We start from the raw sequence: 13903 nt of genomic DNA, 5'->3' as shown, positions 1-13903 counted from the left end.
GACGGTTTAACGTGGTTGGGGTTGGCTTTCATGAGTACTCAAAAGAAACGCGCGCGTTCTGCTGTCGATGTCTCGCAATACATCGGCAATTATCGCGGGCTTGCAGTCTTTCTGCTTTGCCTGTCGGGGGTCATCAACCTTCTGGCGTTGACCGGCTCTTTCTACATGCTGCAGATTTACGACCGGGCCTTGCCCAGCGGCAGCGTGCCTACGCTGGTAGCCTTCTCGGTGCTAGCCATTGGACTCTACCTTTTCCAGGGCCTGTTCGACGTGTTGCGGTCCCAGATTCTCGTCCGCTATGGAGCACGCCTCGACGCCAGGCTTGCCCCGCTTGCCCATGCGGTGGTTATCGAGATGCCGCGCTACGGCTATTCCACGTCGGAGGCGCTCGAGCGAGGGCGAGACGTGGATACGGTGCGCGGCTTCATATCCAGCCAGGCCCCTGTCGCCTTGTTCGACCTACCATGGATGCCGCTGTTTTTGGGCTTTGTCTACCTCCTCCACCCCATGCTTGGATTGCTGACAGTCGGTGGCGCCATAGTCCTCATTGCCTTGACCGTCGTTACCGAAGTGCTGACGAGAAACGTCGCCAAGGACATGCATCGGGCCGCCATCGTGCGTTCGAACATCGCCGACGCACATGCGCGCAATGCCGATATCCTCAAGGCCATGGGCTTCGGTTCTCGTGCCGTGTCGCGCTTTGAAGTCGCCAATGACAAACATCTCAATCTGCAGACCAAGACCAGCGATGTGACAGGGTCGTTCAGCGGCCTCGCAAAAGTGCTGCGCATGATGCTGCAGTCGGCGCTTTTGGGTCTTGGCGCTTATCTGACCATGAAGGGCGAACTCTCCGCGGGTTCCATCATTGCGTGTTCGGTCGCTTCCGCACGCGCGCTCGCTCCCATCGACATGGCTATCGGCAACTGGAAGGGCTTCGTCGCTGCCCGCCGAAGCTTCAGTCGGCTGAAGGAAACCCTTGCGGCCATGGACGATGAGTCCCGGATCATCGATCTTCCAGCACCCTGCCAAACGCTGAAAGTGGAAAAGGCAACTGTCGTTGCGCCTCATACCGGAGCGGTTCTTCTGAGTGACGTTTCGTTCGAGCTCAAGGCCGGCGATGCGCTGGGACTGATCGGCCCAAGCGGCGGCGGCAAGACATCGCTGGCGAAGGGTATCGTCGGTGTCTGGCCGCTGCTGCGCGGTGCGGTCAGGCTCGACGACGCCGATCTCGATCAATGGCACAGCAACCAGCTTGGTGCGCATGTCGGATATCTGCCGCAGGATGTATCGCTGCTGGAGGGAACGATCGCCGAGAACATCTCGCGTTTCGATCCGCAAGCCGATGCACGCGGGATCGTTGCCGCTGCGCGCGCGGCCGGGGTCCATCAAATGATCGTTCGGCTCAGCCAGGGATACCAGACCGAACTCGGGCCAAACGGGACATCCCTTTCCGCCGGCCAGCGCCAACGCATCGGCCTTGCGCGGGCTCTCTACGGCGACCCTTTCCTTGTCGTGCTCGACGAGCCGAATTCCAATCTGGACTCCGAAGGGGAGGTCGCGTTGACGGATGCGCTCAAGGGCGTTCGTCAGCGTGGTGGCATCGCCATTGTGATTGCCCATCGCCCAAGCGCTCTGGCAGCAGTCGATCTCGTCGGACTGATACAGAACGGCAAGCTCGTGGCGATGGGCCCGAAGGATGAACTGATCCGCGAACCCGCTCGCGTCGCCCCAATACCCGGGTCAGGCGGTCCGGTGCGCGCCGCCCCAATGCCTAGGTCTGGCGGCAAGGTGCGCACCACGTCGGCCGTTGCGGCCGCGCAAAAGGATTGACGAGCAAAAATGGACGACCGGCTCGTACTTGGACTGCCCAACCACGAGGAGCTCGACGCTCCGAAGAACCGTTTTGCGCTGCGTGACGGGCGCTCGCGTGTCAATTCGATCTCCGCATTTCCATTTTTGATCGGCGCATTCGCGGTGCTTCTCAAAAAGATGTTCGAGACGGACCAGAACCCTCCCGACAAGCACCAGGGTGAACATTCTGACCAGAAAATAAACGGCGGCGATCATGCATCCGACGCTGAGCAAGACCCGGTTCTGACGCAGATCCAAAAGATCGGCGATGTCGCAGACTATCTGCGAAGTCTCGCCGAACCCATAAGCGTCAATGTTGGCGACCTCAATTTCGACGTCTGGCAGCCGCATCGGCCCTGGGGCGTGCAAGGACTGCACCCGAATGTTCGCGCTGGCGTCGGCCACAGCATCCACGGTCCGGGCGGCCATGGAGGCCCACCGCCACCGGTTGCCAACAACGACAATGGCGGGGGATCCTCACCTCACGGTGGCCCTTTGCCAGGCCAAGGCGGGGGCGATACCGGTGTCAGCGGCTCGGGTTCGGGCGGCCAGGGGGGCGGCAGTGGGGGACAGGGAAACCAGCCTGGCCAGTCCGACCCCGGGCAGGGCTCGCCCGGGTCGACAAAGTCAAATCGGCGGCCGGTCTTGACCGGTCCGGTCTTTCTTTCCGATGGCATGATGAACCTGTCGATTATCATCACCATGGGAGAGCTGCTAAATGGCGCTAGCGATCCCGACGGGGATAATTTGATTGTGCGTTCGTTGGAGGCCGACAGTGGCGAACTGCGCCGCATCGGATTGGAACGCTGGCTCTATACGCCCGAACATGACCAGACCGGACCCGTCACGTTCCACTATCAAATCAGTGACGGTGTCGAGACCATCCAGCAGAGCGCGCACCTCGACGTCTCCGAGCCTGCGGGCGAATCGATGGCCGGCACTGACGGCGACGATGTATTGATAGGAACGCCTTACAATGATCTGATCGATGCCCGCGGCGGCAACGACATCGTTTATGGGCGCGAAGGCAATGATACGATTCACGGCGGCGATGGCGACGACCGGCTCATCGGCGGCGACGGCAATGATGTCATCTGGGGTGGCCGCGGCAACGACGTCCTTTTTGGCGGCCGTGGCGACGATTCCCTCTTCGGCGGCGAGGGCAACGATATCCTGTATGGCGATGCCGGGAACGATCTTCTGCTTGGCGACGAAGGCAATGACCAAATCCATGGTGACGATGGCAACGACGTCGCCGCCGGCGGCTCGGGCGATGACATACTGTATGGCGAAGACGGCGACGATACGCTGGACGGTGGCGACGGCAACGATGCCCTCGATGGCGGCGCCGGGACCGACCTGCTGATCGGGGGCAACGGCGACGATACGATCGTCGGTGGCGACGGCAACGACCATCTGCTAGGCGGCGACGGCGCCGACTCTCTGCATGGTGATGCGGGCGACGATACGCTGGACGGCGGCGATGGCAGCGACCTGCTGGATGGCGGTCAGGGGGATGACACGCTGATTGGCGGTGCCGGTGACGACACCATGAGCGGCGGCCAGGGCAATGATTTGCTTTATGGCGGCGACGGCGATGACCATCTGAGCGATGGTGCAGGTCTCGACTATGTCGACGGCGGCGCTGGTGACGACGCCTTTTTTCTGTCCGAAGATTTGCTGATCGATATCATGCATGGCGGCGATGGACAGGATACCCTCGACCTTTCGGCCAATGCCCAGGATACCCTTGTAGACCTGCCGGATGGGCTGGTCTTCCTCGATGGGGTCGAAGAAGCCCATATCTTCGAAATCGAGAGCATCGTGGGCGGCCATGGGCGAAACACGCTGGTGGCCAACGATGCCGTCAATGTCATGGTTGGCGGCGGTGGCAATGACACCTTCGTGTTTCGCTCGCTTGAATCCCTGGAAAACCAAGGCGGGCCACGCGATCTGATCATGGATTTCCAGACCGGAGATCGTATCGATCTGTCACGAATATCTGAAGATCTCAATGACTTTGCCGGCCAAAAACTGTTCTTTGCCGGCGCCGCCTCGGCGGCACCCGCCGATCTCGGGGCCGTGACTTTCGGCTTTCAAACGCTCGACATTGATCATGAGATCACCATCGTCTCCGGGAATCTCGACAGCGACCCCGACGAAGAATTCTCATTGACCCTGGACGGCCATCACCAGCTGACGGCACAGGACTTCATTCTTGAAGCAAAGCACGGCGCCATGATGCCTGGTCTGGCGTCGGCGACAGCATAGACGATAGGGGGCAGACGTGGACAAGAATATCGAGAAGAAAATACGCCGGCCGCATTACACCATTCACTCGAGGGTGGCGGTCTCCGGCCTCCTGGCGCTTGGTTTGATCCTGGGCTGTGGAGGCTGGGCGGCCAATGCAAAACTGTCGGGTGCGATTATTGCACAGGGTAAAGTCACCGCGAAAAAGCAGTTGAAGATGATTCAACATCGTGATGGTGGCATCATCGGCGCAATTGAAGTCGCCAATGGCGATGCAGTGAAAGTCGGCGACGTTCTGATCCGTCTAGACGAGACGCAGACCAGAGCGGAGTTGGGCGTGCTGAGTGAACAGTTTCTGGAATCCCAGGGGCGTGCGGCACGTCTGCGCGCCGAGCGCGACGATATGGATAAGATAACGTTCGATTTTGCGCCGGACGCAGATCCACAGACCATCATGGATGGCGAGCAGCGACTGTTTGCCAACAATCGCGCGACGCGTGTAGCCCAAAAGGCGCAGCTGAAATCGCAGATCGACCAGGATGAGGAACAGATCAGGGGGCTGGAGGCGCAAAAGGCGTCCAGTAAAAGCGAGCGTGCCCTAGTGGCTGAAGATATAGACCGTTTGGCACCCTTATTGCGCAAGGGGCTTATCGAAGGCGACAAGACCCGCACGCTGGAACGGGACCTGGTGAAGGTTGATGGCCATATCGCCGAGGTCGAGTCCGACATCGCGCGGGCCAAGGGCGCAATAAGCGAGGTCAATCTCAAGATCATAGAGCTCGAACAGCAGGTGAAGACCGATGCCCAGCGCGAATTGCGCGACGTCGAGGCGAAAGTCGCCGAATTGGACGAGCGGATTGTCGCGGCAAGAGATCGCCTCTCACGTATGGAATTGCGTGCGCCGATTTCGGGGACCGTGAATGACCTCAAGGTCCACACCGTCGATGGCGTCATCGCGCCGGGTGAAACCGTGATGTCGATTGTGCCCATCGATGACGAGCTAGTCATCGAAGCACGCGTCGCGCCGACGGACATCGACCAGGTATCGATGGGCCAGGATGTAAAGCTGCGCTTCTCGTCGTTCAGCCAGCGCACCACGCCGCAGATCGATGGCCGCGTGAAAGTTGTGGGAGCTGCGGCAAGTATCGACGCGCAGACAGGTCAGGCCTATTACCTTTCAACCATTGCAATCGGTGATGTCGACGGCCTCGAAGGCAAGCAACTCGTGCCCGGCATGCCGGTCGAAGTGTTCCTGCACACGAGAGAAAGATCGGCGCTGTCCTATCTGGTCAAGCCATTCACCGATCAGATGAATCGAGCGATGCGCGAAGATTGATGATCTTGAATCCGTTGTCGAGCTTGGAGCGACGGCCAGATCGGGGTGAGTGGCCATACCCCGAGAGCTGCCAACGCCTGTATCCCGGCCCCCGCCCCAGGCGTTGGCAGCGACCTATTGGGTCCTTCCCTCTCCTTGAGAAGAGGGGTTGCAAAATGATTTGGGAATGACCGCCATGCCGTGAACAATCCACATCGTAAGCTCTGCGAGGGGTCGTGTTGGCCACCCTGCTGACCACGAAGGACCAGGCCTTGGCGCGAGGAGGTGCTCACCCAACCAACCGCCCGATGCGCGAGGACGTGGCTGCTAACGCTGTAAGTGGACGGTGCTCGACGTTTAGTGCCACTATACGCGCGGCGGCATCATTCCGACGCCTTGCGCCATTTGATTTCATTATCCAGAAGCCCCCTCATTTCCTCAGTCTCTTTTCGCGCAGCTTCCAATCTTTGATACATTTTATCGACCTTGCCTCGCTCTCGATACAATGGCCAGGCCAACAATCCGAAACCGAAAATTGCCACGACGATCAACCCGCCTCTCAAAGGCTGCGCCGGGGCAAGGCCGTGCAATGCAATGACAATGCCGCTGAAGATGAGGCAAAAGATCATGATGGCGATGCTTCTGCCAAGCGCCGCACACAGGATCGAAGCCAGCAGTAAAGTGAGAGCGAAAACCGGCGACGTTGCGACGTCGGCCATGATCGAGCCGAGCCACCATGAGATCGCCGGCGAAACCGAGTTGTAGAACCAATCTTGCAGGGACCCAAGAATCTCGGTCATGCGGCGCCCTTTCGCACAATCGTCGGAGATGATTGGTACTCTGCCATGTCTGACTTGGGAAGGCTTGCGAACATGAGGAGGCATGCAATCGCTGGTGTTATATAACCCCGCAAAGTTGCGATGGATCCTCGTTGAATCCCGCTGGCCAATGCTCAGTCAGTCGTTCGAAGGGAGCCGTCTATGCCGCCTGAATTGCGCTTGCGGTCACAGGGAAAAAGAAGCGGCTAAGCCTTGATGTGAACACTCCCCGTACATTTTGGGGCCAGAAGCGGAGAAAGCGGTCATCGGCAATCCGCCACAAACAGTAGACGCAGCCTAGACTGGATCGAATGCTGTGCGCCGACAAAGTGGCTTATTTCGGCGAGTCCCGCGCCATCATCAGGCGCCGCATCTTCTCGCACTATTGACTGAGAACGATTCGTCCACTCTTTGGACCGATGCCGTCAGGGACTGGAACTCTCGAGCTCGCATAGTTGGAGTTAATGATCAGGGTCGCCCCAGCTGTCACGTGCATTTTGTAGGCAATGATTGCAGTCCACGCAGACATTGTGCCGACGTCCGAGATGCATTGCTCTGAGACCGGCGTGGTGAGCGTTTGATTGTTGTCGCTGTCACACAGGCCATCGCCATCCTTGTCGCCGCCAACGGTAAGATTGTCACCGGGGAGATAGACGGTGCCGATCAATCGACCCGCATCCCTGCTTTGGATGTTGAAATCTCGATGCTTGTTGCCGACCTGTCTAGCGTAAATGAGAATGCCAGACATCAGCCCCTGTTCCGGTGCCGAGAGAGATACGTTCGAGTCGTTAGCGAACTTCAAGACGGCTTTCTCACCGATGAAGACGAAGGCGATGCCGCTCCCATTGATCGCGGATTTGCCGTCGACCGAAAGCTCCCCATTTCGGATGACATATACCCCCGGTGAAAACGTGACGTGCGCCCCTCCAGAAATCTTCAGCCCCTGGCAGTACGTTCCTGGTGACAGGGTGAGCGCAGCGTTCTTGACCTCGAATTTGTTGAAATCGCACTGTGTGGAGAGAGAACCGTCTATCTCACTGGCGCGTGAAGCCAGCGGATCGGATATTGCCGGGCAGTCGGTAATTGGCAGGGGCGAGTAATTTCTGGACGATCCAGCATACCCTCCCACGGAACAAGACAACTTCGTCGTCAGGCTTGACGTGTTTTTGACGGAAAGGCCCTTGGGGTCGATCGAGCCAGCGTAAGCGGAGCAGCCCGGAGCCGAGACATCCGCGTCGCCTTCGATTTTCAGCACCTCGGGACCATTTGGCGCCTGCGCGATTATGCAGATCGTCTCTTGCCCCGTCCGCCGGGCGGTGGCGCTGACCGTTATCTGCGGACTTCCAGTGAAATAGCCCATCAAGAAATAGCGATAGTGGTCTTGACTGAGCGTTACCGTTACCTGGCGCGCCTCTTCGTTGACCGACGTCGTATATTCAAAGGTGGCGCTGCTGAAACGGTTCGAGAGGTTGCTCCGGATGACAGCGCCGGCTATTTCCTGCGCGGACGAAGCGCTCCACCCTTTCATGGAGGCTTCACGTACAGCGGCGAGAGCCGTTGCGTCAGCGGCGTCCTGCAGTTCGCTCTTGTGATGTTCATAGATCAGGAAATCCAGACCACCACCAGCAGTGCCCAACAGGAGCGGCGCCAGGACCGCCACACCAAGCGCAAAATTGCCAGAGCTGTTTCGAGTCAGTTCGCCAGTCAGCCTGATCACAAAGAGCAGCAGGTGTTTAAACGGCGGCCGAAACATTGCACTTTTCCCAGAGCAAATTCTCGATCTCGGCGCGAGGCAACGGCTTTGAGAACCAGTACCCTTGGATGACTGGGATGCCGACCTGTCTTGCATATTGATACTGAGTATCGGTCTCCACCCCTTCGCCGACTACGTCCAGTTCGAGGTCGCGGGCCATGGATAGCGTGGATGTGACAAACCCTTGCGTGACGGGGTCATCCGTAGCCATTCGGAGCAACGGCCCGTCGATTTTCAGTTCAGTGAACGGGCACAGCCGCAAGATCTCGAAATTCGATCCGCCGGTGCCGTAGTCATCGAGAGAGACTTGGCATCCCGACATTCTAAGGCGACTAAGCCCTTCAATGACGCGGGTCACATCTTGCGGCAATGTGGTCTCGGTCACTTCCCAACATACGACTTTTGGGTCGAGCCTGGCCTGGCTAACCAAGGAAATGAGTTTGTCGACCGCGTCACAGTCTTCGACAACAGAAGTATCGAGATTGATGGAGGTGCGCCGGAGACACCCCCTGGCTCTCCAGTGCTGCATGTCGCCCATCACGACCTCGGCTATGGCAAGCGTTGTGGAAAGGAGTTGATCGCGCTCCTGAATCAGGCCGAACAGCTTCCCCGGACCGTAAATCCTGCCATCGCGCCCACGGCCGCGTATGAGAGCTTCCAACCCAACAACGTCGCCGTTCCAAGTATCGTGCTGGGCTTGGTAGTAGGGGACCAATTCCAGATCGTCGAGGCTGCTTGGAAGAGCTGTCGAACGTATTGCAAGGTCTGCTTGCTCAGTGCTCTGCGACAACAGGAAGGCCAGTTTCTCACCTGACACGGGCTTCCTGAGCACTCCCAGAACCCGCAGTTGCAGCAGGCGCCCCATTTGACCGGCAGAACGGAGAACCGCATCGGCTTCTCCACTCGAAATGATTACAGCACCACGGAAGCCAAGTTCGGAGGCTTGCCTGAGGAAAGCCAACCCGTCGAGCCCGGGCATGTTGAGATCGAGCAAGATCAGCCCAAAGGGAACGCCTTGTCTTATGCGTTGCAGCCCGCGGATCGCTGAGTCCACGCACTCGATCTGGTGGTAGCCGAGCGACGCGACGATCTCCTCCGTCACGGCGAGAAAGATCGGATCGTCATCGACGATCAAAATCGGCGTTGCGATGTCCATCGGTTCACCCCACGAATTCAACAGGATGCACGAAACAAACAAACAAAAGCTTACGTCGAGATTGCAAAATTTTAAGGTTGATCTCGTATTTTCGACCAATGGCGAAGACATCCCTGTCCATTCGATCGCGACTCGTGCGGGTGGTTGTAACCGTTATTTTTGGCGGCATGCTGAGTTCGGTGACCTTCTTCACCCTGCATGACTTCCGGCAATCGATCATGGCAGAGCAAGCGCGACTTCGCAGCTCCGCAGCGGCGTTCGCAGCCGCCGCTGCCAACGGCGTCAGAGCGGGAGACGCCCGAGAAGTTCTGCTTGTGCTGCGCGCGATCCGTGAATTGCCGGACGTTCGGTATGCGGCAGCCTACGACAAGCAGGGGCTGACCGTGGCCGAAATTGGTCAAGCGACTGAGCTCGTTGGCAGGGATGGCTCGCTCGATGCCTCGAACCTCACAACCTTGTTGACCGCCCAGAACCTGAGCGTCGCGGTGGATATTCATGACCGGGGCGAGGTGGTCGGCTCAATCAGTTTCGTGGCTGAAATTTCAAGGCTCCGGCAAGACTATCTCATGACATTTGCGATTTCCCTCCTTGTCGGGCTGGGACTAATCGCGCTGACCGCGCTAGTGGCACGCCGCCAAATTGGCCGCGTCATTGCGCCTTTGGGTGAACTCGCCCGAGACTTTGCGGAGATTGGACGACGATCCGATCTAACCCGCCGGATAAACAAGTCACGAGATGACGAAGTGGGCGTCCTCGTCGACGCTTTCAATGAAATGTTCTCGCAAATCGAGCGCCGGGATGCCTTACTTCAGAACCACAGGGACGCTCTCGAGCATACCGTTGAGGTCCGCACATCGGAGTTGCGGGCCGCCAAGGACGACGCTGAGCGCGCCAACGCCGCCAAGTCGGACTTCCTCGCCACCATGAGCCATGAAATCAGGACACCCATGAACGGCATGCTCGTCATGGCCGAGATGCTCTCAGTCGCACCGTTGGCTCCCAAGCATTTGCGTTACGCCGAGGTGATCACACGTTGCGGGAAATCTCTGCTCCACATCATCAACGACATCCTCGACTTTTCCAAGATCGAGGCCGGCAAACTCTCGTTCGAGTCGATTCCTTTTTCGCTGGATATGCTGATCGAGGACGCCGCAAGCCTGTTTGCAGAGAGAGCCAGGGAGAAAGGCCTGACGATAGCCATCTTCGTGTCTGCTGGGGTGCCAGCCAAACTAGTGGGCGACCCGACACGCCTGAGCCAGGTTATCGGCAACCTGCTCAACAATGGTCTCAAGTTCACCGATGAAGGAGGGGTGCTGATCGAGGCCAACTGCGTGCATTCTTCTGGTGAATGTGCGCAGATCGAGGTTCACGTTCGGGACACCGGAGTGGGCATTCCCGCCGACAAATTGGAGCGAATTTTCGAGCGGTTCTCCCAGGCCGACCAGTCCATAACGCGGCGTTTCGGGGGCACCGGTCTTGGCTTGTCGATTTCGCGAAGGCTGGTGGAAGGGATGGGGGGCGAAATCAGTGTGAGCAGTCGATCGGGGGAAGGGTCCGACTTTCACTTCACTTTGGCGCTGCCGATCGCTGAGCCCGCTAAAGAACTCATCACACTGTCCGGGCATTCTGTTGCGATTCGCTGCAATGAGCTGACGACGAGGAGCCTAAAATCGGCCTTTGCGGAGCGGGGTGCTGAGATCGTCGAGGACAGGGCGGAGCTGACTATATGCGATGCTTCTGGAATGAATGAAGAAAATGCCGGGCCTGTCATCTATCTCCGCACATTTGCTGACACCAAGCACCCTGTATCGGGCCAAGTACTCGCCGAGATCGCCGCACCGGTCCGGCGCGTTGAAATAGACACCATCGCCACCGGTTTGAGAACGAGTAACTGGTCGGCCGGGACAAAGAGAGTGGCCGCCAGCGAGTTCTCCGCGCTACCCGATCTCCGTCATTTGAAAGTGCTTGCGGTCGACGACAGTGCCGTGAACCGAGAGGTGTTGAGCGAAGCGCTGAGCGCCTTCAAAATCGTTACTCAGCTTGCGGACAGCGCGTACGAGGCTATCGAGAGCTACAGGGATGCTGCCTTCGACATTGTGTTCATGGACTGCTCGATGCCGGGAATGGACGGCTATGAAGCCACGGCGCGCTTTCGCGAAATCGAGAGATCTGAGAACCGCAAGCCCGCGCGGATCATCGCATTGACCGCTCATGTGAGGGGAGATGAGGCACAGCGTTGGCAAAGCGCGGGAATGGACGCCTATATGTCCAAGCCTTTTACTATCGCGCAGATGCGCTCCGCTATCGAGGCGAGCCAAGCTTCGGCGGATCCGCGGGATCGAAAGGCCGATGATGCTGGGAATGTGCCGCTCATCTCGCCAGACGCTTTATCCATGTTCAGGTCGCTTTCCGGCCCAGCCGGCGACAGACTTGCAGCAAAGGTGTTTGGACTATTCCTTGCACACGCACCGGTTGCTTTCGGCAATTTGCGCCAAGCCGTAGACGACCGCTCCAACTCGGTCGCAACTCTCGCTCATGCGTTGAAGTCAATGTCTCTTAGTGCCGGTGCCGCCAGGGCGGCGATGCTCTGCGATCAGCTTGAAAACGCCGCCAAGGCTGGTGCTTTGCCAAATACAGCCCTACGCGATTTGGATGGGGTGCTGCTGAGCACATTGGAAGCGATGAACTCTTATCTTTCAGCAGCAGCGGCGGCATAGGACTGCTCTCGATCGCGATCCGCACAGCCACAATATGTCTCGCTTCATCGTGCAGTCTGCCCGGCGTCGAGTTTAGCCCGGACAATAGCGGCGGTGCTGTCGTGCGGCTGCGAAGTGACCGTCGCAGAGCATCCACCCCTTAAGGTTTCCTCAATATAGATAATTTAGCATTTGCGAATGCGTTTCTTCCTTCTGCTTTTTTGCTGGGCAGCATTCTTCGGTTGGGACTTTGCTACCAACCATGGCGAATTCACGACTAGCCTTGGTATGCGAGTTGCCCACCTGATCCACGTGGTTTCGGGACGTCTGTGAAGATGTGCGCCCGGACTTATCCTTCAGCGGTGATGACGATTGATTAGCTGAAACCAGCGCCGGGCCGACCACACCGCGCGGAGGCGCAACGAAACGGCCTGTGCGCATCCATCGCACTTCCTGGCGACGGTCGCGCCATCGCCGACACTGGCCGCAGACCGAAATCTCCACAGTCATCGACCTGTGACCCGCAGTTTTTTTCCTCGGGGACTTTCGTACGCCTGACGGCACCCGAAACTCTTCGCGTCAGTTCTTGCTTATGGAGTGTCGCGGACCGTGCCCGAGAACAGCACCGAGCCGCGCTGCTCGAGAAGCGAACTCGACGTGTAGTCCACGATCGAGAGCCCCCCATCGGCGACCAGGGTCTGACCCGTGATGAATGAAGCTTCATCGCTTGCCAGGAACGCCACGGCCGCAGCGATTTCAGCCGGCGTCCCCATCCGGCCGAATATGCTTGGCGGCACCGTCCAATCGCCGGCGCTACCCGAAGCTGGCGCCTCTATATCGGTTGCGGTGGCAATCCAGCCAGGGCTGACGCAGTTCGCCCTGATCCCGAGGGGAGCGCCTTCAATTGCCAGCGAGCGCGTAAGCGCTTCGACGGCCGACTTGGCGACGCAGTACAGCCCCCAATTGCCGTGCAGTGTGGCGGTGGACGAGATGTTGACAATCGCGCCTCCGCCGGAATCCCGGATCAGCGGCATCGCGTAGGAAGACACAAAATAGGTGGAGTCCAGGTTGGCGCCCCGCATCTTGTCCCATCTCACTCCGGGACGATCGTCCGGCTCAATGCCGCTGCGGCGCGAACCAGCACCGGCGTTGTTGACCACGACACGCAGCCGCCCCCAACGGCCGATCTGGCCGATCAGTTCCTCGACTTGATCCTCCTCGGACAGATCGCATGCGAAAAAGCGCGCTTCGCCGCCGATCACCCCTGCTTCCGCTTCAACGGCGCTGCCCTTCTTGCGATCGCGGCCTGCGAAAGCCACCCTTGCTCCCTCTCTCAGGAAATATTGAACGATCCCGCGCCCTATCCCCGAATTCCCGCCGGTCACCAGGACGTCCTTGCCTTCGAACCGCATGGTCATCTCCTGGTCGCCACTGGCGGGCAGACGTGCACCAAATGCGGCATCTCTGATCCCCTCTCCGTAGAATGGCGTGAATAAACCAGGATATATCTCGTCATTCAAATCAGCATGAACCACAACCGACAAAGGATTAGGCATCGATCGTTGGGACGGGTCTTCCGGATGAACGCCGCAACGGACCCACGACGCCCGCGCTTAGGCCGACAGCTGCGCGCCCGACCAGGATCAAAAGCCTGACGATGTTATGCGCGGGCGTCGCCGGCGATTGCCTGAATTTTGTCGCTGACATCCGCGACCATTGCCTGGGCCCGTCGACTTTTCCACAACGAGGCACCGAGCGGGTCGAGATTACGCCTGAGCAGCGGATTGCTGCTATCCGCGGGCGGTCAGCATTGCCTTTGCGTCCGGATGCGAGCAGGTGCTGATCGTGAGCATCTTCCACGCAGGCCGAAATATCACACTGGAATTGCGTAACCAGCCGTGGAAGCAGCGCCGAAACTCAGCCTAGCCAACTCACGATTTTCGGCCCCGTGGATATCTCCACCAGAAATCGAAAAAACTTGGGAAAGCGGTGTTGACAGTTTTGGTTGGTGGCGACTATATACGCCTCACGAACGAGGGCGGTGCGCCGCTGGCGACGAAGAAG

General features: G+C 58.8%; 8 protein-coding genes. 4 read left to right on the top strand and 4 right to left on the bottom strand.

Going from position 1 to position 13903, the window contains the following annotated elements:
- The first annotated feature begins 30 nt into the window (after positions 1 to 30).
- From LB556_RS28475 to LB556_RS28465, 3 genes are read left to right on the top strand one after another with little or no spacing between them, the layout of a single operon-like run.
- On the top strand, positions 31 to 1830 hold the full coding sequence (locus LB556_RS28475) for a type I secretion system permease/ATPase (RefSeq protein WP_224570901.1): 1800 nt from the start codon (positions 31 to 33) through the stop codon (positions 1828 to 1830).
- 9 nt (positions 1831 to 1839) lie between these two features.
- A complete protein-coding gene (locus LB556_RS28470; protein ID WP_224570900.1) occupies positions 1840 to 4122 on the top strand; it encodes a cadherin-like domain-containing protein in 2283 nt (760 codons plus the stop codon).
- Positions 4123 to 4138: 16 nt separating this feature from the next.
- A complete protein-coding gene (locus tag LB556_RS28465; RefSeq protein WP_224570899.1) occupies positions 4139 to 5437 on the top strand; it encodes an HlyD family type I secretion periplasmic adaptor subunit in 1299 nt (432 codons plus the stop codon).
- 362 nt (positions 5438 to 5799) lie between these two features.
- Here LB556_RS28465 and LB556_RS28460 read toward each other — a convergent pair whose 3' ends face one another.
- The 3 genes from LB556_RS28460 to LB556_RS28450 all read right to left on the bottom strand — a co-directional run bounded on the left by LB556_RS28460 (position 5800) and on the right by LB556_RS28450 (position 9143).
- Positions 5800 to 6216 (bottom strand): hypothetical protein, encoded by a 417-nt coding sequence (locus tag LB556_RS28460; RefSeq protein ID WP_224570898.1) that lies wholly within the window; start codon positions 6214 to 6216, stop codon positions 5800 to 5802.
- Positions 6217 to 6616: 400 nt separating this feature from the next.
- Entirely contained in the window at positions 6617 to 7987 is a 1371-nt protein-coding gene (locus tag LB556_RS28455) for a pilus assembly protein TadG-related protein (protein WP_224570897.1), read from the bottom strand.
- Positions 7968 to 9143, bottom strand: coding sequence for an EAL domain-containing protein (locus tag LB556_RS28450; protein WP_224570896.1), 1176 nt, complete (start codon positions 9141 to 9143; stop codon positions 7968 to 7970). Before LB556_RS28450 ends, LB556_RS28455 begins: the two co-directional genes overlap by 20 nt.
- Positions 9144 to 9241: 98 nt before the next feature.
- Here LB556_RS28450 and LB556_RS28445 point away from each other — a divergent pair, with 98 nt between their 5' ends.
- Positions 9242 to 11860, top strand: a complete 2619-nt coding sequence (locus tag LB556_RS28445; protein WP_224570895.1) for an ATP-binding protein — start codon at positions 9242 to 9244, stop codon at positions 11858 to 11860.
- Positions 11861 to 12429: 569 nt separating this feature from the next.
- Here the strand turns inward: LB556_RS28445 and LB556_RS28440 are convergent.
- Positions 12430 to 13251 carry an SDR family NAD(P)-dependent oxidoreductase gene (locus LB556_RS28440; protein ID WP_224570894.1) on the bottom strand — a complete coding sequence of 274 codons (822 nt, stop codon included), beginning with the start codon at positions 13249 to 13251 and terminating at the stop codon, positions 12430 to 12432.
- Positions 13252 to 13903 lie beyond the last annotated feature (652 nt).

Source organism: Mesorhizobium sp. ES1-4, assembly GCF_020164745.1.
In the GTDB taxonomy this organism is placed as follows: Bacteria; Pseudomonadota; Alphaproteobacteria; order Rhizobiales; family Rhizobiaceae; genus Mesorhizobium.
The sequence above is the reverse complement of the archived record's forward strand: the minus strand, read 5'-3'. Positions and strand labels throughout refer to the sequence as shown.